Origin of the sequence: Pseudomonas sp. 5P_5.1_Bac1, assembly GCF_025466015.1 — a bacterium.
Lineage (GTDB): Bacteria > Pseudomonadota > Gammaproteobacteria > Pseudomonadales > Pseudomonadaceae > Aquipseudomonas.
In genome coordinates this window covers 163,660-184,966 of the sequence record NZ_JANLNX010000037.1, presented here as the reverse complement: position 1 = coordinate 184,966, position 21,307 = coordinate 163,660, and the positions used below count along the sequence as shown (strand labels likewise).

The 21,307-nt window shown below is 59.9% G+C and carries 18 protein-coding genes and 1 pseudogene; 5 read left to right on the top strand and 14 right to left on the bottom strand.

What is annotated here, in order from left to right:
- Positions 1-23 precede the first annotated feature (23 nt).
- On the bottom strand, positions 24-659 hold the full coding sequence (locus NTD82_RS07010) for an alpha/beta hydrolase (RefSeq protein ID WP_262128191.1): 636 nt from the start codon (positions 657-659) through the stop codon (positions 24-26).
- Positions 660-800: 141 nt separating this feature from the next.
- Here NTD82_RS07010 and NTD82_RS07005 point away from each other — a divergent pair, with 141 nt between their 5' ends.
- Positions 801-1,238 (top strand): YhcB family protein, encoded by a 438-nt coding sequence (locus tag NTD82_RS07005; RefSeq protein ID WP_095154622.1) that lies wholly within the window; start codon positions 801-803, stop codon positions 1,236-1,238.
- A 57-nt stretch (positions 1,239-1,295) separates the two neighbouring features.
- On the opposite strand, the gene NTD82_RS07000 is transcribed toward NTD82_RS07005, so the two are convergent.
- From NTD82_RS07000 to NTD82_RS06975, 6 genes and pseudogenes are all read right to left on the bottom strand, one after another.
- A complete protein-coding gene (locus NTD82_RS07000) occupies positions 1,296-1,535 on the bottom strand; it encodes a hypothetical protein (protein ID WP_262128190.1) in 240 nt (79 codons plus the stop codon).
- A 168-nt stretch (positions 1,536-1,703) separates the two neighbouring features.
- The gene (locus NTD82_RS06995; RefSeq protein WP_262128189.1) at positions 1,704-2,405 is read right to left on the bottom strand and encodes a hypothetical protein; all 702 of its coding nucleotides are present in this window, start codon (positions 2,403-2,405) and stop codon (positions 1,704-1,706) included.
- Positions 2,406-2,931: 526 nt separating this feature from the next.
- Positions 2,932-3,489 carry a hypothetical protein gene (locus tag NTD82_RS06990; RefSeq protein ID WP_262128188.1) on the bottom strand — a complete coding sequence of 186 codons (558 nt, stop codon included), beginning with the start codon at positions 3,487-3,489 and terminating at the stop codon, positions 2,932-2,934.
- Between the two features lie 262 nt (positions 3,490-3,751).
- A pseudogene (locus NTD82_RS06985) lies at positions 3,752-5,167 on the bottom strand (HlyD family type I secretion periplasmic adaptor subunit).
- The gene (locus NTD82_RS06980) at positions 5,164-7,248 is read right to left on the bottom strand and encodes a type I secretion system permease/ATPase (RefSeq protein WP_410017034.1); all 2,085 of its coding nucleotides are present in this window, start codon (positions 7,246-7,248) and stop codon (positions 5,164-5,166) included. The pseudogene NTD82_RS06985 and the gene NTD82_RS06980 overlap by 4 nt, the downstream one beginning before the upstream one ends.
- Positions 7,249-7,477: 229 nt before the next feature.
- Positions 7,478-8,674: a methionine gamma-lyase gene (locus NTD82_RS06975; protein ID WP_095154617.1), complete on the bottom strand. Its 1,197-nt coding sequence runs from the start codon at positions 8,672-8,674 to the stop codon at positions 7,478-7,480.
- A gap of 127 nt (positions 8,675-8,801) precedes the next feature.
- On the opposite strand from NTD82_RS06975, the gene NTD82_RS06970 reads away from it, so the two are divergent.
- On the top strand, positions 8,802-9,281 hold the full coding sequence (locus NTD82_RS06970) for an Lrp/AsnC family transcriptional regulator (RefSeq protein WP_262128298.1): 480 nt from the start codon (positions 8,802-8,804) through the stop codon (positions 9,279-9,281).
- Positions 9,282-9,357: 76 nt separating this feature from the next.
- On the opposite strand, the gene cysN is transcribed toward NTD82_RS06970, so the two are convergent.
- The 3 genes from cysN to NTD82_RS06955 form a co-directional block, all read right to left on the bottom strand.
- Positions 9,358-11,259: a sulfate adenylyltransferase subunit CysN gene (cysN, locus tag NTD82_RS06965; RefSeq protein ID WP_095154613.1), complete on the bottom strand. Its 1,902-nt coding sequence runs from the start codon at positions 11,257-11,259 to the stop codon at positions 9,358-9,360.
- Positions 11,260-11,274: 15 nt separating this feature from the next.
- The gene (gene cysD, locus NTD82_RS06960) at positions 11,275-12,192 is read right to left on the bottom strand and encodes a sulfate adenylyltransferase subunit CysD (protein ID WP_095154611.1); all 918 of its coding nucleotides are present in this window, start codon (positions 12,190-12,192) and stop codon (positions 11,275-11,277) included.
- 138 nt (positions 12,193-12,330) lie between these two features.
- Positions 12,331-13,089 carry a Nif3-like dinuclear metal center hexameric protein gene (locus tag NTD82_RS06955; RefSeq protein WP_262128186.1) on the bottom strand — a complete coding sequence of 253 codons (759 nt, stop codon included), beginning with the start codon at positions 13,087-13,089 and terminating at the stop codon, positions 12,331-12,333.
- A 239-nt stretch (positions 13,090-13,328) separates the two neighbouring features.
- On the opposite strand from NTD82_RS06955, the gene algW reads away from it, so the two are divergent.
- On the top strand, positions 13,329-14,486 hold the full coding sequence (algW, locus tag NTD82_RS06950) for a Do family serine endopeptidase AlgW (RefSeq protein ID WP_095154607.1): 1,158 nt from the start codon (positions 13,329-13,331) through the stop codon (positions 14,484-14,486).
- A gap of 28 nt (positions 14,487-14,514) precedes the next feature.
- Here the strand turns inward: algW and NTD82_RS06945 are convergent, their stop codons facing one another.
- From NTD82_RS06945 to NTD82_RS06930, 4 genes are all read right to left on the bottom strand, one after another.
- Positions 14,515-15,279: an amino acid ABC transporter ATP-binding protein gene (locus NTD82_RS06945; RefSeq protein ID WP_095154605.1), complete on the bottom strand. Its 765-nt coding sequence runs from the start codon at positions 15,277-15,279 to the stop codon at positions 14,515-14,517.
- Between the two features lie 11 nt (positions 15,280-15,290).
- The gene (locus NTD82_RS06940; protein WP_095154603.1) at positions 15,291-16,388 is read right to left on the bottom strand and encodes an amino acid ABC transporter permease; all 1,098 of its coding nucleotides are present in this window, start codon (positions 16,386-16,388) and stop codon (positions 15,291-15,293) included.
- A 10-nt stretch (positions 16,389-16,398) separates the two neighbouring features.
- Positions 16,399-17,568, bottom strand: a complete 1,170-nt coding sequence (locus NTD82_RS06935; protein WP_110969720.1) for an amino acid ABC transporter permease — start codon at positions 17,566-17,568, stop codon at positions 16,399-16,401.
- 67 nt (positions 17,569-17,635) lie between these two features.
- Complete coding sequence (locus NTD82_RS06930; protein ID WP_095154599.1) at positions 17,636-18,664, bottom strand: amino acid ABC transporter substrate-binding protein; 1,029 nt, start codon at positions 18,662-18,664, stop codon at positions 17,636-17,638.
- A 334-nt stretch (positions 18,665-18,998) separates the two neighbouring features.
- Here NTD82_RS06930 and NTD82_RS06925 point away from each other — a divergent pair, with 334 nt between their 5' ends.
- Both NTD82_RS06925 and rhlB read left to right on the top strand, forming a co-directional pair.
- On the top strand, positions 18,999-19,655 hold the full coding sequence (locus NTD82_RS06925) for an alpha/beta hydrolase (RefSeq protein ID WP_262128184.1): 657 nt from the start codon (positions 18,999-19,001) through the stop codon (positions 19,653-19,655).
- A 102-nt stretch (positions 19,656-19,757) separates the two neighbouring features.
- Positions 19,758-21,185: an ATP-dependent RNA helicase RhlB gene (gene rhlB / locus NTD82_RS06920; protein WP_095154595.1), complete on the top strand. Its 1,428-nt coding sequence runs from the start codon at positions 19,758-19,760 to the stop codon at positions 21,183-21,185.
- Positions 21,186-21,307 lie beyond the last annotated feature (122 nt).

The window sequence follows — 21,307 nt, the reverse complement described above, 5'->3', positions numbered from 1 at the left end:
GTTATCGCTTATTCAGGCTTGGCTCAGTTCGAAAGACGCGGCAGCACCAGATCCTTGAGGTCGGTCAGCTTGCCATGAAAAAAGTGTCCGCATTCTGCCACTTTCAGCAGCTCATGGGGGCGCGGCAGTTCAGCGGACCAGTCGTAGACGACGCGAGGCTCGATCACTTCGTCGGCGTCCGGCTGGATGACGGTCAGCGGGCAGTGCTGCGGGATCGCATGGCTGTCTCCCAGGCGCATCACCGCGGGTGCGATCATGAACAACTGCTTCAGCGCTGCACCTTCGGCCTCCAGACGGCCGCCGAGCACAGCGGCGACGAAACCGCCGAAGGAGAAACCGAGCAGGGTCAACGACAAGTCCGGGTGCTTTTCCCGCAGCCAGGCGGCGGCGGCCTGGGCATCATCCACTTCACCGCCGCTCATGTCGTGGCTGCCCTCGCTGGCACCAACGCCACGATAATTGAAGCGCAGGGTGATCAGCCCGGCGTCCCGCGCGGTACGCTGCAGCGTCGAAACCACCTTGTTCAGCATGGTTCCGCCCTGGACCGGATTGGGGTGGCAGATCAGCACCGCGCCAGGGGCGTCGGCCGCCTCCTGATAAAGCGCTTCCAGTTGGCCGACCGGGCCGTCGATGAATACGGGGGTTTCGCGGGTAAGCAAGGAATTAAACTCCGTGACCCCGGCAAGGGTCGACTCGTCTAGCTGAATGATTCTGTTCTGAGATATTTGCGATGCTTCGCGGTATACAGCGCAGGTCCGAGCCGTTAACGTAAAGCAAAGCCGTTTATAGAGGAAGGACTCGTGGAACTCTCGCTCTTAGTTTGGTTGTTGCCGACCCTGGCCCTGGCAGTGGGTGTCGTCGTTGGTTTCCTGGTTGCCCGCCTTCTGCCCAATGCCGCACCGAGCAGCACCCAGCGGCAGTTGGACGATATCCAGGAACGCTTCGACAGCTACCAGAATGAAGTGGTGACCCACTTCAACAGCACCGCGGCTCTGGTCAAGAAACTTACCCAAAGCTACCAGGAAGTGCAGGATCACCTGGCCGATGGCGCCAACCGCCTGGCACTGGATGAACTGACCCGTCAGCGCCTGCTGGCTGCCCTACACTCCGACGCGCCACAAGGTCCGCGTGATCGCCTGACTCCGCCAAAGGACACCGAAGTCCCGCGTGACTACGCGCCCAAAGCGCCGAATACACCGGGCATGCTCGACGAGCATTACGGACTCAAGCGCAACTGACCCCCGAAGCCCCGCACCCGCGGGGCTTTTTATTAGGCCCGTTATTCGACACGCCCGTCAGGCACTGACCGCGAGCGTCGGTTGCCACGCCAACGCCTGATCTCCCCTTGGGAAGAACCCTGCCGAAGACGGCGGTGCAAATGCCGCCATCGAGTCGATTAGGTTTCCGATGTCGGGGTACTGGTCGTGACTGCCGTGCAGAGAGACCAGATTGACCCCACCCGCGCCGTCAATCTGCGCATCACCTCGACCGGCTTCGATCACATCGTCGGCGGGACCGCCCTGGATCCGGTCCATCCCTCCTCCGGCGTAAATGCCCTGCGATAGAGTCGACCTTCACCACACCGTTCGCAAGAACTGCGTAACGGTCACCTTGAGCAGCCAGATAGTCATACATCGCAGCCGGGCCTTCACTATGGAGAAGCGCCCTAGCACTTTCAATATTTTGCATAGTCAACTTAGCCATCATTCACTCCCAATCAAGCCATCATTAAAAAACAACGTTGAAGACTCAACAAACTCTCGCCATAATTTTATTTTTTCTGGCGGAAAGCGAGCTTCCGACAAAGCCTCAAGCTCCGGAATCATAAATCTTGCTTCGCATGTAGAATTTCTTTGTTGCATCAACAACCAACGACAGGAAATAACATACTCTATCTGCCCATCTTGCCCTCCCCAGTAAAAATCCGAATAACTATTACGCGATGTATTGTTGTAGCCTCTTACATGATGCAAACCTAAGTCATCTCGGTATTCAGCACTGTTACGCTGATCAGGCGTCAAAAACCTAAGGGATACTTCCGAAACTCGGGACATGCCTTTGAATATAGGTAGCACGGGCACAATCGTGACCGTCAACCCTTTAAAATCCGAAGAACCACCAACAATAAGACTTACCGGTTTCATCTCCGGCCAAGACATCATCATTGTTAATGACCTCAAGTTCGCACCGCACCCCTTTTTATTGTGGATAAATCCGGGCTCCCATGAGCTTTTCCCTTCATACTCCGGCCAATACTTCACATACGCCTTGGGATACCTGAGCACATACCCGGAAATTTTTCCGCACGTATAGGGATCATAAAAAACTGGAACAGCGGGAGGGCTAACAGCCCACTCAAAAATCAGCTTAAGAAATAGAAGTCCCCACAAAAAAACCAACGACACCGCTAAAAACCTGAGCAACTTCCATACAAATTTAAATGCAGAACCCCCCCAACCCCGAATAAACACCTCGCACCCCTCCAGGCCTGACACTCGTTAATTGTGGATTATTTTCATCGAACTCACCGCATCCCCAAACTCTCCCGCACATGCCGCTGCAACAGACTCAAAAAAATGACTGAGCACCTTGCGCCTATCCGTTATCACTTCCGCGCGCACAGCCATACCCGCAGATAACGGAATGCCCCACTCATTCACTCAAATATGGCTTTGTTCCAATTACGCCGCAGCCATATTCTTCACAATTTCAGAAGTTACCTTTTCAGCAAGCGGAATTCGAACTTCCCCTGCAACCGATTTCATACAGCTAATTGCTGCGACCCCGCAACAGAGTCAGCACTTACTACACCACTCGCAAGAATCGCGTATCGATCCCCCCTCGCCGCCAAGTACTTATACATGACGACAGGTCCCTCTCCGTCGAGAACTGCTCTAGCGTGATCCAAGTCCTGCGCCGTCAATTTATTCATCACTCACTCCCAATCAAACCATCATTAAAAAAACTTACTGAATCGGTTAAAATCTCGCGCCATAATTTTATATCTTCTGACGGAAATTCAACTTCCGCGAAAGCATCAAGCTCCGGAATTAAAAACCTCGCCATGCATCTATAGTTTTTGTTCTGGATTGGTAACCAGAGGCAATAAATCAAGTGTTCTACCGCCCCATCTCGCTCGCTCCAATAAAAATCAGAATAACTATCTCTCCAGACAGGACCGTAACCTCTGACGTGATACAACCCGAGACCATTTTTATACTTTGCCCCGCACATTTGTTCAGGTGTAACAAAGTCAAGCGAAGTCTCCAACACCTTCGACATACCTTTAAATACTGGCAACAAAGGCATAATCGTAATGATCACCCCGGTAAACTCCGATGAAGCCCCAACGCTAAAACTAACTGGTTTCATATCCGGCCAAGACATCATCATCGTTAACGATCTAAAATTCGCACCACACCCTTTTTTATTTTTGATAAATCCGGGACCCCATGAACTTTCCCCCTCATACTCCGGCCAAAATTTCACGTACGCCTTGGGATACCTGAGCACATACCCAGAAATTTTTCCGCACGCATAGGGATCATAAAAAACCGGGACAACGGGAGGGCTAACAACCCAGTCAAATATCACCTTCAAACATATAACCCCCAATAAAAAAATTAGTGAAGCCGCAAGAACCCTGAGCAAATTCCACGTAAATGTAAATACAGAAAAAAACCACCTCAGAATTAACACCTAGCATCCTCCAGGTCTGACACTCGTTAATTGGGGATTATTTTCATCGAACTCACCGCTCCCCCAAGCTCTCCCGCACATGCCGCTGCAACGGACTCAAGAAATAACTGATCACCTTGCGCCTATCCGTTATCACTTCCGCACGCACAGCCATACCCGCAGATAACGGAATGTCCCGCTCATTCACTCGAATATGGCTTTGTTCCAGTTTCACCCTGGCGCTGTACATCAACCCGCGCCGTTCATCCTCGATGGCGTCGCTCGAAATACTTTGAACAACACCGGGAATCACGCCGAACTTGGTAAACGTGAACGTCTCAATCTTTATTTCTACCGGCTGACCAGGAAAAACAAAGCCGATGTCCTTGTTCTCGAATTGCACTTCCACTTCAACGGGCTACTTGACCGGAACAATCACCATCAGCGTCTGCGCTTCGGTAACAACACCCCCACGTGTGTGAATCGCCAATTGCTGGACAGTGCCATCGACCGGCGATGTGAGGGTCTTCAGACGATGCCGTTGTTCGGCCTTGCTCACCTCAAGCGTCAGGGCTGCAACCCGCTGTCCGGCTTCGCCGTAGAGGTCGAGCATTGCCCTTCGGGTTTGCGCGATGACACCGGCATGACGGTGGCTGGCGGCGTTTTTCGCCGCGGTCAGTTCCTCCACCCGCAAACGCTGCGTCGTCAGTTCCCGCTCCTGGTCGAGGCGAATCTGTTCCTTTTCCAGGTACAGGTGCTTGGCCATGGCCGACTCCCGCCACAGCAGTTTGTAGTCAGCGGCCAGTTGCCGGGTGATGACCAACATCTGCTGCAGCGACTCGACCCGGGCACTGGCGGAGCGGATCTCGGCGCTGCGCTGTTCGATTTCAGCCGTCACCTGATCGAGGGCCGCACGCAATTCCAGGTACTGCCCCTGCAACCAACGTTGCGCGGCCTGTTTTTGCACGGCGGGTGCGTCGGGTATAAGCGCTGCCAGCGGTTCCGGTTCGCGCTGTCGCTCGATGGCTGACAACAACGCCTGCGCCCTGGCCTTGTCGATACGGGCTGCCAGCAGCTCACTGCCCAGTCGCTCGACCTCGGCGGCCGTTATCCGGTCTTCCAGTTCCACCAGAAGATCACCGGCCTTGACGACTTGCCCGTCGCTGACGTGGATAACACGGATAACGGCGCCCTCACTGGCCTGGATCAACTTGCTCCGACCACTGGGAACGATCTTTCCCGCGGCACTGGCGACAACATCGATTTCGCCGATGCAGGCCCAGGCGAGGGTCAGGGCCGCGAAGAGCAGCAAGGTCCGCTGCAGGTAACGCGGCGCGGGATGCACGGGTGTTTCCTGCAAGGCGAGCGCGGCAGGCAGGAACTCAAGTTCGTGTCGCGTTCGCTGCGGCCCGTCCATCGAGCGGCGCTGACGCCAGGCTTCACGCCAAACCTCGCGATAACGCTCCATCAACATCCTGAGGGCAGTCATTCGCCGCCCCCCTGCTGCAATCGGTGCAGGTGGGCATAGACACCATCAGGTTTGCGGAGCAACTGCTCATGAGAGCCTTGCTCGACAATCTGCCCGCGCTCCATCACCAGAATGCGGTTGGCATGGCGCACGGCAGACAACCGGTGAGCAATGATGATGACCGTGCGCTCGCGACAGATATGCGCCATGTTCTGCTGGATGATCCGCTCCGACTCGTAGTCGAGGGCACTGGTGGCCTCGTCGAGAATCAGGATCCGCGGATTGCTCAGCAAGGCCCGGGCAATGGCGAGGCGCTGCCGCTGCCCGCCCGACAACGAGGCGCCATGCTCCCCCACCATCGTGTCGTAGCCCTCGGGCAATTCGAGGATGAAATCATGGGCGCCCGCCAGCTTCGCCACCCGCACGATGTCCTCGATCGGCGCGCCAGGGTCGCTGAGGGCGATGTTGTCGCGGACACTGCGGCGAAACAGCATGTTGTCCTGCAGTACGACACCGATCTGCCGGCGCAGGGAGGAGACATCCGCGATCGCCAGGTCCATGCCGTCGAGCAGCACCCGGCCGCGCTCCGGCGAATAGAGGCGCTGGATCAGCCGGGTCAGAGTGCTTTTGCCGGAGCCAGAGCGGCCCACGACGCCAATCAGCTCGCCGGCCTCGATCTGAAGGCTAACCGCACGCAATGCTTCACTGGCATCGGGCCGGTAACGAAAGCTCACCTGGTCGAGCTCGATACGCCCGACCAGTTTCGGCAACACGCTGCCGTTGCCATGGTTCGCTTCGGTCCGGGTATTGAGAATGTCGCCCAGTCGCTGAATAGACAGACCAACCTGCTGGAAACCGCTCCACAGTTGAGCCAGGCGCATGATCGGTTGCGACACGCGGCCAGCAAGCATGTTGAAGGCAATCAACTGGCCGACTGTCAGTTCTCCATCGATGACCAGCCGCGCGCCCAGCCACAGGGTGATGACGGTGACCAGCTTGCCGATCAACGCAGCGCTCTCATGGGCGAGGGTGGAAAGGTTCTGCGTCTTGAAACTGGCCGATACATAGGCGGCCAGTTGGTCGTCCCAGCGCCGCGTGACCTGCGGTTCCACCGCCATCGACTTGAGGGTGTCGATGCCATTGATGGTCTCGACCAGAAATGCCTGGTTTTCGGCGCCGCGGTTGAAACTCTGTTCCAGCCGGGCACGCAGTATCGGGGTGAGCAGCAGGGAGATCAGGACATACAGCGGCAGCGATGCCACCACCACGAGGGTCAGCCATCCGCTGTAGGCGAACATGACCGCGATGAACACGATGGAAAACAGCACATCCAGCACCAGGGTGATGCTGTTCCCGGTGAGAAAACTGCGGATGTTTTCAAGCTCTCTCACACGGGCGATGGAGTCACCCACCCGGCGCGACCGAAAATACGCCAGTGGCAATTCCACCAGGTGTTGAAACAGCCGCTTTCCCAACTCCACGTCCATGCGGCTGGCCGTGTGGGCAAAAACATAGGTGCGCAACAGGCTGAGCAGGCTTTCGAACAGGGTAATCGCGAGCAACCCGACCACGATTACGTCAAGCGTGGTCAGCCCCCGGTGCACCAGAACCTTGTCCATCACCACCTGGAAAAACAGCGGTGTCACCAGGGCAAACAGCTGCAGGACGAACGACACGAACAGCGTTTCAGCCAGTAGCTTTCGGTGCTTCACCACGGCGGGGATGAACCAGGTGAAGTCGAATCGCGCCGCTACGCCGGGCAGGAGCGCCTGCGAACGCACAAGGATCACCTCACCACTCCAGCGTTTGCCCAGGGCGTCGAGCGTCAGTACTTGCGGGGTCGCTGTACGGGGATCCTGAACCAGCGCCTGACTGCCCTCGAGCCGGGCAAGGATGAAGTACTCACCGTCGCGGTCAATGGCAATGGCCGGTAGCGCCAACCGGGGAAGACGCTCAACCGTGCACGTGGACAGCGTGACCTTGAGGTCGAGCTGCTTGAACGCCTGAAGTAACTGAGGGGTGGAAAAGCGCGCCCTGCCGGCCGCGAAGCGGTGAACAAGTTGCTCTGCGCTAGCCACCGTATTGTGATAACGCGCCAGCATGACGAGGCATGCCAGACCAGAGTCCAGCCACTCGCCTTGTTGATTCCGATTGTCTGTCGCCACCGCGAGTGCCTCATGTCCGGGAAAAGCATCCCCGAAAACTAGGCTCATTCACTGGTGAGAAAAATCATGCTGGATCCTGCAATGGCGACAGAAATTTCGGTAACAAAATCGAGGTCTTGTAAGGGGACTACAGGAAGTCAGGTAACTAGTTGTAATCCCCTTCTACTCAATCTTGCGCCCGCAACGCGTGTTTGATATCCGCCAACAAGTCCTCGACATCCTCCAGCCCCACCGACAACCGCACCAGCCCTTCGGAAATCCCGTAGCGGGCCCGCTCCTCCGGCGTGTAGCTGGAATGGGTCATGCTCGCCGGATGCTGCGCCAGCGACTCGGCATCCCCCAGGCTGACCGCGCGGCTGAACAATTGCAGGGCATTCATGAAGCGGCGGCCGGCAGTAATGCCGCCCTTTAGCTCGAACGCCAGCATGCCGCCCGGCAGCGCCATTTGCCGCTTCGCCAGGGCGTACTGCGGGAAGGACGGCAAGCCGGGGTAATGCAGTAGCTCGACTTCCGGCTGTTGCTGGAGGAATTCGGCCACGGCCATTGCATTGGAACAGTGGCGGTCCATGCGCAGGTTGAGGGTCTTCAGGCCACGCATCAGCAACGACGCATCGTGAGGCGAGAGCACCGCACCGGTCATGTCCTTGAGCCCTTCCAGGCGGATGCGGTCCACCAGCGCCTTGCGCCCGACCACCAGCCCCGCAGTGATGTCGCCATGACCGCTGAGGTACTTGGTCGCCGAATGCACCACCAGGTCCGCGCCCAGCTCCAGCGGGCGTTGCAGGTAGGGCGTGCAATAGGTGTTGTCGACGACCAGTGTCGCGCCGTGGCGATGGGCGATCTTCGCGACACCGGCGATGTCGGCCAGGTGCATGTTGGGGTTGGCGGGCGACTCGAAATAGATCAGCCGCGTTGCCGGTGTGATGGCAGCCTCGACCGCTTTCAGGTCGGCCATATCGACATGCTTGAGCTTGACCCCGAACTCGCCGATGCCGTGGTGCAGAAAGGCGAAGGTGCAGCCATACAACGTGCTGCCCAGCAGCACTTCGTCGCCGGGGCGCAGCAGCGTCCACAAGGTGGCGGTAATGGCGCCCATGCCGGAGGCCAGGGCCAGACCTGCCTCGCCACCTTCCAGTGAGGCCATTCGCGCCTCCAGCAACGCCAAGGTGGGGTTGGAGATACGGCTGTAGAAATGCCCGGCTTCTTCGCCGGCAAAACAGGCCGCGCCGTATTCGACAGTGGGAAAAGCGAATGTGGCCGTCTGGTAGATCGGCGGCACCAGCGCCCCTCCGTGGGCCTGTGGGTCGTAGCCATGGTGAATGGCACGGGTGGCGAATCCTGGGTTTCTGGTCGAGCCGCTCATGACAACAGCCTCTTGTGGTTTGTAATAAGCTTATGCCACTGACCGACTAATATTTTTCCAAATGTGACCACCGCTTTGGGGTATTGCAGGCATGAAAGCTCATGATTCGGCGAAGACAGGGCAAATTTTGCCCAACGCCATTGACCGCACCGACCGCGCCCTCCTCGCCGCCCTTCAGGACAACGCCCGACTGACCATTTCGGAATTGGCCGACAACGTCGCCCTGACCACCTCGCCCTGCTGGCGGCGGGTCAAGCTGCTGGAGGAAAGCGGCTATATCAATGGTTACCAGGCGATCCTGTCACCCAAGGCCCTGGGTTTCGGCGTTACCGCGTTCGTCAGCATCATGATGGACTCACACACCAAGGACATGGCCCGCGCCTTCGAACAGCGGCTGATGGAAATCCCCGAAATCGTCGCCTGCCACAATATTTCCGGGCGCTATGACTTCCTGTTGGAAGTGCTGGCGCGGGACCTGGAGTCCTTCGGCGAATTCGCCCGCGAGGTGCTGCAATCGTTACCGGGTGTGAAAGAAATCTATTCGAGCTTTTCCTATAAGGCGGTGAAGGAAAAACGGGTGATCCCGGTGTCGGAGAAGCACATCTGAGGCCACCTTCGCCAAGCACAAAAAAACCCGCGATGGTTTTCACCATCGCGGGTTTCTTGTTTTTCAGCGTCGACGCTTAGATCGCGCCACGCTCACGCAGCACGTCCAGCACCTGCTTGACGCCCTCTTCCACGCTGGTGGACTGGGTGTCGATGACCAGGTCGGCGTTCAGCGGCACATCGTACGGGAAGCTCTCGCCCGGGATGTTGTCGCCGCCAGCGGCGTACAGGCCTTGCGGGTCACGCTCGCGACAGGCTTGCGGGGACGCCTGGACGTAAACGGTCACCAGACGCTCCTTGCCGATCAGCGCCTTGGCCTGTTCGCGGCCTTCGGCATCCGGTGCAACGAATGCGGCCAGGGTCAGCAGGCCGGCTTCGTTGAACTGACGCGCCACGTGGGCGGCACGACGCCAGTTCTCGGTGCGACCGGCGCGGTCCTGTGGCAGACCCTTGTTCAGGTCATGACGCAGGTTCTGGCCGTCGAGGACGTAGACCGCACGGCCCATGTCGAACAGCTTGCGCTCCACGGCATAGGCCAGGGTGCTCTTGCCAGCGCCGGACAGGCCGCTGAACAGCACGGTGGCCGGCTGCTGGCCGAAGCGCAGCGCGCGCTCTTCGGTCGCGACGTGGGCCAGCTTGCCATGCTGACCGGTGCTGCCGTGTGGCAGGACCGGAGGCGCGATGATCATGCCTGCACCGACGGTGCCGTTGGTCAGGCGGTCGATAACGATGAACGCGCCGGTGGTGCGGTTGCTGTCGTAACCGTCCAGGGCGATGGCGGTATCGAGGCTGACCTTGACCCGGCCGATCTCGTTCAGTTGCAGTGCGCTCGCGGCACCCTGCTCCAGGGTGTTCACATCGACCTTGTGGGTGATGCTGGCAACCGAGCCCGGCACATAGCTGGTGGCGCGCTTGATGTCGTATTTCTTGCCCGGCAGCAGTGGCTCTTCGGACATCCACACCAGCATCGCGTCGAACTGGTCGGTCACCGGCGGTACGTTGTCGGCGTGAACCAGCAGGTCGCCACGGGAGATGTCGATCTCGTCTTCCATGGTCAGGGTTACGGCCTGGCCTGGGCCTGCGTTCTCCAGCTCACCTTCGTAGGTGACGATGGATTTGACGCGGCTGCTCTTGCCCGACGGCAGCACTACCACGTCGTCACCCTTGTGCACCACGCCGCTGGCGATGGTGCCGGCGAAGCCGCGGAAGTTCAGGTTCGGACGGTTGACGTACTGCACCGGGAAGCGCAGGTCGGTGAAATTGCGGTCGGCGGCGACTTCAACGGTCTCGAGGATTTCCATCAGCGCGGGGCCGGTGTACCACGGCGAACGCTCGCTGCGGTTGACCACGTTATCGCCCTTGAGCGCGGACATCGGCACGAAGTGCAGGCTGCTCGGCTGAAGGTTGATGCCCTCGGCGAACTTCAGGTAGTCGGCCTTGATCGACTCGAAGACCTGCTCATCGAAGCCCTTGAGGTCCATCTTGTTGATGGCGACGACGATGTGCTTGATGCCCAGCAACGACGCGATGTAGCTGTGGCGGCGAGTCTGGGTCTGCACGCCGTAACGGGCATCGACCAGGATGATCGCCAGGTCACAGGTGGACGCACCGGTGGCCATGTTACGGGTGTACTGCTCATGGCCGGGGGTGTCGGCAATGATGAACTTGCGCTTGGCGGTGGAGAAATAGCGGTAGGCCACATCGATGGTGATGCCCTGCTCACGCTCGGCCTGCAGGCCGTCGACCAGCAGTGCCAGGTCGATGTCTTCGCCGGTGGTGCCGACTTTCTTCGAATCACGGGTGATGGCCTCGAGGTGGTCCTCGTAGATCATCTTGGAATCGTGCAGCAGGCGCCCGATCAGGGTGCTCTTGCCATCGTCGACGTTGCCGCAGGTCAGGAAACGCAGCAGTTCCTTGCGCTCGTGCTGGGCCAGGTAGGCGAGGATGTCCTCGCTGATCAGATCAGATTGGTGCGACATGGAGTAACCCTGAAATTAGAAGTAGCCTTGGCGTTTCTTGTCTTCCATGGAGCCGGCGCCATCGTGGTCGATGACACGGCCCTGGCGTTCGGACGTACGGGTCAGGAGCATTTCCTGAATGATGTCCGTCAGGGTCTCGGCCTCCGACTCGACGGCGCCCGTCAGCGGGTAGCAGCCGAGGGTACGGAAACGCACCTTCTTCTTGACGATACGGGCCTTTTCCTCGTCGCTGAGGTGCTCGAGGATGCGATCGTCGTCGATCATGATCAGGGTGCCGTTCTTCTCGATGACTTCACGCTCGGCGGCGAAGTACAGCGGGACGATCGGGATGCCTTCGAGGTAGATGTACTGCCAGATGTCCAGCTCGGTCCAGTTGGACAGCGGGAAGACGCGAATCGACTCGCCTTTGTTGACCTTGCCGTTGTAGACGTTCCACAGCTCGGGACGCTGGTTCTTCGGGTCCCAGCGGTGCTTGCTGTCGCGGAAGGAATAGACGCGCTCCTTGGCGCGGGACTTCTCTTCGTCGCGGCGCGCGCCACCGAAGGCGGCGTCGAAACCATGCTTGTCCAGCGCCTGTTTCAGGCCCTGGGTCTTCATGATGTCAGTGTGCTTGGAGCTGCCATGGGTGAACGGGTTGATGCCCTGCGCCACACCTTCCGGGTTGACGTGGGTGATCAGTTCAAGGCCCATTTCCTCGACCATCTTGTCGCGGAAGCTGTACATCTCCTGGAATTTCCACTGGGTGTCGACATGCATCACTGGAAACGGCAGCTTGCCAGGGAAGAAGGCCTTGCGTGCCAGATGCAGCATCACGGCCGAATCCTTGCCAATGGAATACAGCATCACCGGGTTATCGAACTCGGCGGCCACCTCACGAATGATGTGGATGCTTTCCGCCTCCAACTGTTTCAAATGCGTCAGTTTGTCGACCATGGCTACTCACGGGAAAACGATCTTATGGACGGCCAAGCGGGCCGTGTTCGAGCGGGCAACTTTATCACAGCGCCCGATTCTATTTAGGAAGGCAGCTAGAACGAAACAGTATATGGATATGCCCAGTCGTTTTAGGATTCAGACCGGATTGGGGCAATCGATGAACAGATGTTCCAGGGCGAAACGCCGCGCCAGGTAGTCGCCCAGCGCCTGTACACCGTAGCGCTCGGTGGCGTGGTGGCCGGCGGCGATGAAGCTGACGCCGTTTTCCCGGGCACTGTGGAATGTCTGCTCGGAGGCTTCGCCACTGATGAACAGGTCGACGCCGGCGGCGATCGCCTGATCGATATAGCCTTGGCCGCCGCCGGTGCACCAGCCGACCCGACGGATAATCTCCTCGCCCTCGATCAGCAACGGCTCGCGCCCCATCACTTCACTGACGCGGCGGGCAAAATCCCGCGCCGACACGGGTTCGGCCAGGGAGCCGACCAGGCCCACCACCCGTGGGTTGTTCGGGTCTAGCGGGCCTTCCACGGTAATGTCCAGTTGCCGCGCCAGTTGCACGTTGTTGCCCACTTCCGGGTGGACATCCAGCGGCAGGTGGTACGCCAGCAAACTCAGGTCGTTTTTCAACAGGGTTTTCAGGCGGCGCTGCTTCATGCCGGTGATGCAGGGGTTCTCGCCCTTCCAGAAATAGCCGTGGTGCACCAGCACCAGATCGGCCCCGGCCTCGACGGCAGCATCCAGCAACGCCTGGCTGGCGGTCACGCCGCTGACGATGCGGGTGACCTGCGGCCGGCCTTCGACCTGCAGGCCGTTGGGGCAGTAATCCTGGATTTTCGCGCTACCGAGGTAGCGGTCGGCTTCCTCGACCAGGGTAGTCAGGGCAACAGCCATGGAAAGACTCCTCAATTCAGCAGTTCAGCGCGGCGCAAGGCCCCGTATAATGCCCGCCATTATGGGCCGTCGACTGTGTTGGGGAAACCGGCGGCAACAACCTGGGGGCATTCGGCCAACGTCGTCACAGGCCGAATGATTTAGCTGTTCCTGCACAGGTCTTGCCGAAGTATGATCGCGCGCGTTCATTAACTCCCCACTGCGTCATCGGCTCGGGCCAACCCCCCAGGATCCATTCAATGTTCAAGGCTTTGCGTTACTTCGGCTGGCCACTGTTCACCGGCGTGCTGATCGCGCTGCTGGTCATCCAGCGTTTTCCCCAATGGGTCGGCCTGCCCAGCCAGGACGTCAACCTGCAACAAGCGCCGCAGACCACCAGCATCGTCCAGGGCCCGGTGTCCTACGCCGATGCGGTCAGCCACGCGGCGCCCGCGGTAGCCAACCTGTACACCACCAAAGTGGTCAACAAGTCCGCGCACCCGCTGTTCGAAGACCCGCAGTTCCGGCGTTTCTTCGGTGACAACCTGCCCAAGCAGCGACGCTGGGAATCGAGCCTGGGTTCGGCGGTGATCATGAGCCCGGAAGGCTACCTGCTGACCAACAACCACGTGACCGCCGGCGCCGACCAGATCGTGGTGGCGCTCAAGGATGGCCGCGAAACGCTGGCCCGGGTCATCGGCAGCGACCCGGAAACCGACCTCGCGGTCCTCAAGATCGACCTGAAGAACCTGCCGGCCATCACCATCGGCCGCTCCGACAATATCCATATCGGCGATGTCGCCCTGGCCATCGGCAACCCGTTCGGGGTCGGCCAGACCGTCACCATGGGCATCATCAGCGCCACCGGGCGCAATCAGTTGGGCCTGAACAACTACGAAGACTTCATCCAGACCGACGCGGCGATCAACCCCGGCAACTCCGGCGGCGCGCTGGTGGATGCCAGCGGCAACCTGACCGGTATCAACACGGCGATCTTCTCCAAGTCCGGCGGCTCGCAAGGGATCGGCTTCGCCATTCCGACCAAGCTGGCGCTGGAGGTGATGAAGTCGATCATCGAGCATGGCCAGGTGATTCGTGGCTGGCTGGGTATCGAGGTGCAGCCGCTGAGCCAGGAACTGGCCGAGTCGTTCGGCATGCAGGGCCGACCAGGCATCGTGGTAGCGGGGATTTTCCGCGATGGCCCGGCACAGAAAGCCGGTCTGCAACTGGGTGACGTAATCCTCAGCATCAATGGCGAACCGGCCGGCGATGGCCGTCGCTCGATGAACCAGGTGGCGCGGATCAAGCCCAATGAGAAGGTTGCGATCGAAGTGGTGCGCAATGGCAAGCCGCTGAAACTGGTTGCCGAGGTAGGTCTGCGACCGCCGCCAGCGCCGGCGGTGCAGGAAGAGAACTGATTTCGGGGCCGCTTGCGGCCCCTTTTCATTAGTGCAGGATCTGGCTCAGGAACAGCTTGGTTCGCTCGTTCTGCGGCCGGTCGAAGAAGTCATCCGGCGCAGCCTGCTCGACGATTTCCCCTTTGTCCATGAAGATCACCCGGTTCGCCACGGTGCGGGCGAAGCCCATTTCGTGGGTCACGCAGAGCATGGTCATGCCGTCTTCCGCCAGGCCGACCATGGTGTCGAGCACTTCCTTGACCATTTCCGGGTCGAGTGCCGAGGTCGGCTCGTCGAACAGCATGATCTTCGGCTTCATGCACAGCGCCCGGGCAATCGCCACACGCTGTTGCTGACCACCGGACAACTGACCGGGAAACTTGTTGGCCTGCTCCGGAATCCGCACCCGCTCCAGGTAGTGCATGGCGATTTCCTCGGCCTTGCGCTTGGGCATCTTGCGCACCCACATCGGCGCCAGGGTGCAGTTCTGCAGGATGGTCAGGTGCGGGAACAGGTTGAAGTGCTGGAACACCATGCCGACTTCGCGGCGGATCGCCTCGATCTGCTTGAGGTCGTTGGTCAGCTCAACACCATCGACCACGATGCGACCTTGCTGGTGTTCTTCCAGGCGGTTGAGGCAACGGATGGTGGTGGACTTGCCCGAGCCCGAAGGCCCGCACAGCACGATGCGCTCGCCCTGGCGCACGTTCAGGTTGATGTCCTTGAGCACGTGGAACTGGCCGTACCACTTGTTCACGCCCTGCATCTGGATAATGCCTTCAGGGCCAACAGGCTGTTTGATCGCTTCGCTCATCAAAATCTCTCCTAACGCTTGTGGCCTGTGTCCAGCTTGCGCTCCAGATGCATGGAGTAGCGGGACATACCGAAACAGAAAATCCAGAACACCAGGGCCGCGAACACGTAGCCCTCGGTCGCCATGCCCAGCCAGGCCGGGTCGGCGGCCGCCTGCTTGACGCTGTTGAGCAGGTCGAACAGGCCGATGATGATCACCAGGCTGGTGTCCTTGAACAGGGCAATGAAGGTGTTGACGATGCCGGGAATCACCAGCTTCAGGGCTTGCGGCAGGATCACCAGGCCCATCGAGCGCCAGTAGCCGAGGCCCATGGCCGCGGCGGCTTCGTATTGGCCCTTGGGAATGGCCTGCAGACCACCGCGCACCACTTCGGCGATGTACGCCGACTGGAACAGGATGACGCCGATCATCGCCCGCAGCAGCTTGTCGAAGCTCATGCCTTCAGGCAGGAACAGCGGCAGCATCACCGAGGACATGAACAGCACGGTGATCAGCGGCACGCCGCGCCAGAACTCGATGAAGGTCACGCAGACCACTTTCACCGCCGGCATTTTCGAGCGCCGGCCCAGGGCCAGCAGAATGCCCAGCGGCAAGGCGCCAACAATGCCCACGGTGGCGATGACCAGGGTCAGCATCAGGCCGCCCCATTGGCTGGTCGGTACCGTGGCAAGACCAAGAGTCCCGCCGTGCAGCAGGGTGTAGGCGACGATCGGGTACGCAACGAGGAAGCACAGGCCGTAGATCGTCTTGCGCGGGAAGCGCGAAATGAACAATGGCGCGGCGCCAATCACGGCCAGCCAGACCGTCAGGTCGACCCGCCAGCGCAACTCGGTGGGGTAATAGCCGTACATGAACTGGCCGAAGCGCTGCTGGATGAACACCCAGCAGGCGCCCTCCTTGGTGCAATCGGCGCGGGTGGTGCCGACCCAGTTGGCATCGAAGATCGACCACTGCAGCAGCGGCGGCACGATCAGCCAGACCAGGTAGATGGCGAACAGCGTCAACAGGGTGTTCATCCAGCTGGAGAACAGGTTGGCGCGCATCCAGGCGAGTACGCCGACGGTTTTCACCGGTGGCGGCATATCGGGTTTGAAAACATGGGAAGTCATGCGCGTCTCCTTACCGCTCGATCAGCGCGATGCGCTTGTTGTACCAGTTCATCAACAGCGAAATGCTGATGCTGATGGCCAGGTAAACGCTCATGGTGATGGCGATGACCTCGATGGCCTGGCCGGTCTGGTTGAGCACGGTGCCGGCGAACAGCGAAACCATTTCCGGGTAACCGATACCGGCCGCCAGCGAGGAGTTTTTCGCCAGGTTCAGGTATTGGCTGGTCAGCGGCGGAATGATTACCCGCAGCGCCTGGGGAATGATCACCTTGCGCAGCGTCGGGCCTTCACGCAGGCCCAGCGAACGTGCCGCCTCGGTCTGGCCGTGGCTCACCGAACGGATGCCGGAGCGCACGATCTCGGCGATGAACGCCGCGGTGTAGATGGTCAGTGCCAGGGTCAGCGCCAGCAGCTCGGGGATCAGTACCCAGCCACCGGTGAAGTTGAATCCTTTCAATTGCGGCAGTTCCCAGCTCAGCGGGTTGCCGAACAACAGCACGCTCAGCCCAGGGATCACCAGCAACAGGGCCAGTCCGGCCCAGAACTTGTGGAATGGCACGCCGGTCGCTTCGAAACGCCGGTTGGCCCAGCGCACCATCAGCACCACGGCGACGATTGCCACCACCAGGCAGATCACGAACGGCCAGAAGCCGTCGGCCAGCGAAGCCCCGGGCATGTTCAGCCCACGGTTGCTGATGAAGAAGGTGTCGTTGAGGTTGATGCTACCCCGCGGTCCCGGCAGGGTCAGGAACACCGCGAAGTACCAGAAGAGGATCTGCAGTAGCGGCGGGATGTTACGGAAAGTCTCGACATACACCGTGGCCAGCTTGTTGATCATCCAGTTCGGTGACAGTCGTGCCACGCCGATGATGAACCCCAGCAGGGTCGCCAGGATGATGCCGATAACGGTCACCAGCAGGGTGTTGAGCAGGCCGATGACGAATACCCGGGCGTACGTGTCGGATTCCGTGTACGGAATGAGGTGCTGGGCGATGCCGAAACCGGCACTGCGCTCGAGGAAGTCGAAGCCCGAGGTGATGCCCCGGTGTTGCAGGTTGGTCTGGGTGTTGTGGAACAGGTACCAGCCCAGACCGACCACCACGACAATGGTGAGGATCTGGAACAGCCACGCACGCACACGTGGGTCGTTCAGGGACAAGCCCTTGGGTGGATTTTGCATGAAAAGCCCCGAAGAGAAGGAACGTAACGGCCCGCGGCGGCAACCTCGCCGCCGCGGGCCGACCCAATCAGCGCACCGGTGGCGCGTACTGGATGCCGCCGTTGTTCCACAGGGCGTTCAGACCGCGGTCGATCTGCAGCGGGGTAGCCTTGCCGAGGTTCTTCTCGAACACTTCGCCGTAGTTACCCACTTGCTTGACGATCTGCACCACCCAGTCCTTCGGCAGTTTCAGGTCCTTGCCGTACTCACCGTCGGCGCCGAGCATGCGCGCCACGTCAGGGTTCTTGGTGCCTTTGGCTTCGGCCTCGACGTTCTTCGAGGTGACGCCCATTTCTTCGGCATTGAGCATGGCGAAGAGGGTCCACTTGACGATGCTGAACCACTCCTCGTCACCCTTGCGCACCACCGGGCCCAGCGGCTCCTTGGAGATGGTTTCCGGGAGGACCACGTAGTCGGTCGGCGCGGCCAGCTTGGAACGCTGTGCGTAGAGTTGCGACTTGTCGGAGGTCAGCACGTCGCACCGACCGGATTCCAGCGACTTGGCGCTTTCATCGGAGGTGTCGAAGGTGATCGGGGTGTATTTCAGACCGTTGGCGCGGAAGTAGTCGGAGACGTTCAGCTCGGTGGTGGTACCGGCCTGGATGCAGATGGTTGCACCGTCCAGTTCCTTGGCGCTGGAAACGCCGAGCTTCTTGTTCACCAGGAAGCCGATGCCGTCGTAGTAGGTGACGCCGGCGAACACCAGGCCCATGCCGGAATCGCGCGAGCTGGTCCAGGTGGTGTTGCGCGACAGCACGTCGACTTCGCCGGACTGCAGCGCGGTGAAGCGCTCCTTGGCGTTGAGCTGGCTGAACTTGACCTTGGTCGCGTCACCGAATACCGCCGCTGCTACTGCACGGCAGACGTCGGCGTCGATCCCGACGATGGTGCCCTTGGCGTCCGGCACCGAGAAGCCCGGCAGACCGTCACTCACGCCACACTGCACGAAACCTTTCTTCTGCACCGCATCCAGGGTCGCACCCGCGTGGGCAAAGGAGCTCAGGCCCAGCGCAGCGGCAGCCGTCATGACTGCCAGGGTGGATTTCAACATCTTCATTCAAACCTCCAGATCGCTCTTGTTGTGTGAGCCGGTTTTGCACCGCACCCTTATGAGGCGCATCCGACCCGTTTCGGCTTGTTATTGGGTCAATTGGCGCAATACGCTGTTCTGTGACAGCCTTGGGTTACCCATGAGGGGTGTTACCGCGGAAACACGCCACCTCACGTCGTAGGTCAAGTAGCAAAGCGCGTACCAGATCTGGTGGCTAAAGCGTTTCAGTGTTCTACAACGCGCAAAGTTGCAGCAATGCGACACCTTCTTTCCGTATTGCCCCCTCGTGCCTTTTTTTCATGCACTCAATTGAGATCGCGTGCACTTTTTCGGAGCAGTCATGACCAAACCCTTGATTCTAGAAACACAGAAAACTGCGGACGCCTGTGTGATCTGGTTGCACGGCCTCGGCGCTGACCGCTATGACTTCATGCCAGTGGCCGAAGCCCTGCAAGAGCATTTGCTCAGCACGCGTTTCGTAATGCCCCAGGCACCGAGTCGCCCGGTGACGATCAATGGCGGTTATGAAATGCCCAGTTGGTACGACATCAAGGCCATGAGCCCGGCCCGGGCGATCGACGAGGCGCAACTGGAAGAATCCGCCGCCCACGTCATCGAGCTGATCGAAGAGCAGCGCGGTGCCGGCATCCATCCCAGCCGCATCATCCTGGCCGGTTTCTCCCAGGGCGGCGCGGTGGTGCTGCACACCGCCTATATAAAGTGGCAAGAAGCGCTCGGCGGGGTGATGGCCCTGTCCACCTACGCGCCGACCTTCAAGGACAACCTTCAACTCAGCGCCAGCCAGCAACGCATCCCCGCACTGTGCCTGCATGGCGTCTACGATCCGGTGGTCCTGCCGGCCATGGGCCGCACGGCCTTCGAGTACCTGAAAAAATGGGGCGTCAGTGCCCAATGGCAGGAATACCCGATGGAACACGCGGTGCTGCCGGAAGAAATCAACGACATTGGCGCCTGGCTGACAGAGCGCTTGCGCTGACGGTCGTATTCCCTGTAGTTGTCAGTGCAATCCGCTACGCCGAGCCCGAATCTTGCATTACACTGCCCGGCGTACATTCCTTAATCAATTGACGAGAAGACCGTGCTCAAAGCACTCAAGAAGATGTTCGGCAAAGGCGAGGATGAGCCACTCGCCGCCGAAAGCGCTGCTCCCGTGATGCAGCCACCCACGCCGGCCACCGCTCCCGCACCGGTGGCCCCGCTCAAGGCCGAGGAACCCCAACCCGTTCGCGCCGAACCCGCCGCCGCTGCCAAACCTCGCCGCGAGCGCAAGCCAAAACCACAAGCTTCGACCTGGAAGCTGGAAGACTTCGCCGTCGAGCCACAGGAAGGCAAAACCCGTTTCCACGACTTCAAGCTCTCCCCCGAGCTGATGCACGCTATCCATGACCTCGGCTTTCCTTATTGCACGCCGATCCAGGCCCAGGTCCTGGGTTTCACCCTGCGTGGCCAGGACGCCATCGGTCGCGCCCAGACCGGCACCGGCAAGACCGCGGCCTTCCTGATCTCGATCATCACCCAGCTGCAACAGACTCCCCCGCCGAAAGAGCGCTACATGGGTGAGCCGCGGGCGCTGATCATCGCCCCGACCCGCGAACTGGTGGTGCAGATCGCCAAGGACGCCGAGTTGCTGACCAAGTACACCGGCCTGAACGTGATGACCTTCGTCGGCGGCATGGACTACGACAAGCAGCTCAAGGCCCTCGAAGCCCGCCACTGCGACATCCTGGTCGCTACGCCTGGCCGTCTGCTGGACTTCAACCAGCGCGGCGAAGTGCACCTGGACATGGTCGAAGTGATGGTGCTGGACGAAGCCGACCGCATGCTCGACATGGGCTTCATCCCACAGGTCCGGCAGATCATTCGCCAGACCCCGCCGAAGAGCGAGCGTCAGACCCTGCTGTTCTCGGCCACCTTCACCGAAGACGTGATGAACCTGGCCAAGCAGTGGACCACCGACCCGGCGATCGTCGAGATCGAGCCGGAGAACGTCGCCAGCGAAACCGTCGAACAGCACGTCTACGCCGTTGCCGGCAGCGACAAGTACAAGCTGTTGTACAACCTGGTCACCGAGAACAAGTGGGAACGGGTGATCGTCTTCGCCAACCGCAAGGACGAAGTGCGGCGCATCGAAGAGAAACTGGTGCGCGACGGCGTGAATGCCGCGCAACTGTCCGGCGACGTGCCGCAGCACAAGCGCATCCGCACCCTGGAAAGCTTCCGCGAAGGCCGCATTACCGTGCTGGTTGCCACCGACGTGGCCGGTCGCGGTATCCACATCGATGGCATCAGCCACGTGATCAACTTCACGTTGCCGGAAGATCCGGACGACTACGTGCACCGTATCGGCCGTACCGGTCGTGCGGGGACCAGCGGTGTGTCGATCAGCTTTGCCGGTGAGGATGACTCCTACCAGTTGCCGGCGATCGAGGCGTTGCTGGGTCGCAAGATCAGTTGCGAGATGCCGCCGACCGAGTTGTTGAAATCAGTGCCGCGTAAGCACGGATGATCGAGAAAACGCAGCCTTGGAGCTGCGTTTTTTTATGGCTGCAATTTTTCGCGAGCAAGCTCGCTCCTACAGACTCAGACCATACCGGTCTGTAGGAGCGAGCTTGCTCGCGAAGCCCCTCG

What these genes read in the sequence shown, in the direction of transcription:
- NTD82_RS07000 (WP_262128190.1), bottom strand. Translation starts at nt 1,535, where the DNA reads ATGGACCGGATCCAGGGCGGTCCCGCCGACGATGTGATCGAAGCCGGT.
- NTD82_RS06980 (WP_410017034.1), bottom strand. Translation starts at nt 7,248, where the DNA reads ATGCTGGCGCGTTATCACAATACGGTGGCTAGCGCAGAGCAACTTGTT.
- NTD82_RS06975 (WP_095154617.1), bottom strand. Translation starts at nt 8,674, where the DNA reads ATGAGCGGCTCGACCAGAAACCCAGGATTCGCCACCCGTGCCATTCAC.
- cysN (WP_095154613.1), bottom strand. Translation starts at nt 11,259, where the DNA reads ATGTCGCACCAATCTGATCTGATCAGCGAGGACATCCTCGCCTACCTG.
- cysD (WP_095154611.1), bottom strand. Translation starts at nt 12,192, where the DNA reads ATGGTCGACAAACTGACGCATTTGAAACAGTTGGAGGCGGAAAGCATC.
- NTD82_RS06955 (WP_262128186.1), bottom strand. Translation starts at nt 13,089, where the DNA reads ATGGCTGTTGCCCTGACTACCCTGGTCGAGGAAGCCGACCGCTACCTC.
- algW (WP_095154607.1), top strand. Translation starts at nt 13,329, where the DNA reads ATGTTCAAGGCTTTGCGTTACTTCGGCTGGCCACTGTTCACCGGCGTG.
- NTD82_RS06945 (WP_095154605.1), bottom strand. Translation starts at nt 15,279, where the DNA reads ATGAGCGAAGCGATCAAACAGCCTGTTGGCCCTGAAGGCATTATCCAG.
- NTD82_RS06940 (WP_095154603.1), bottom strand. Translation starts at nt 16,388, where the DNA reads ATGACTTCCCATGTTTTCAAACCCGATATGCCGCCACCGGTGAAAACC.
- NTD82_RS06935 (WP_110969720.1), bottom strand. Translation starts at nt 17,568, where the DNA reads ATGCAAAATCCACCCAAGGGCTTGTCCCTGAACGACCCACGTGTGCGT.
- NTD82_RS06930 (WP_095154599.1), bottom strand. Translation starts at nt 18,664, where the DNA reads ATGAAGATGTTGAAATCCACCCTGGCAGTCATGACGGCTGCCGCTGCG.
- NTD82_RS06925 (WP_262128184.1), top strand. Translation starts at nt 18,999, where the DNA reads ATGACCAAACCCTTGATTCTAGAAACACAGAAAACTGCGGACGCCTGT.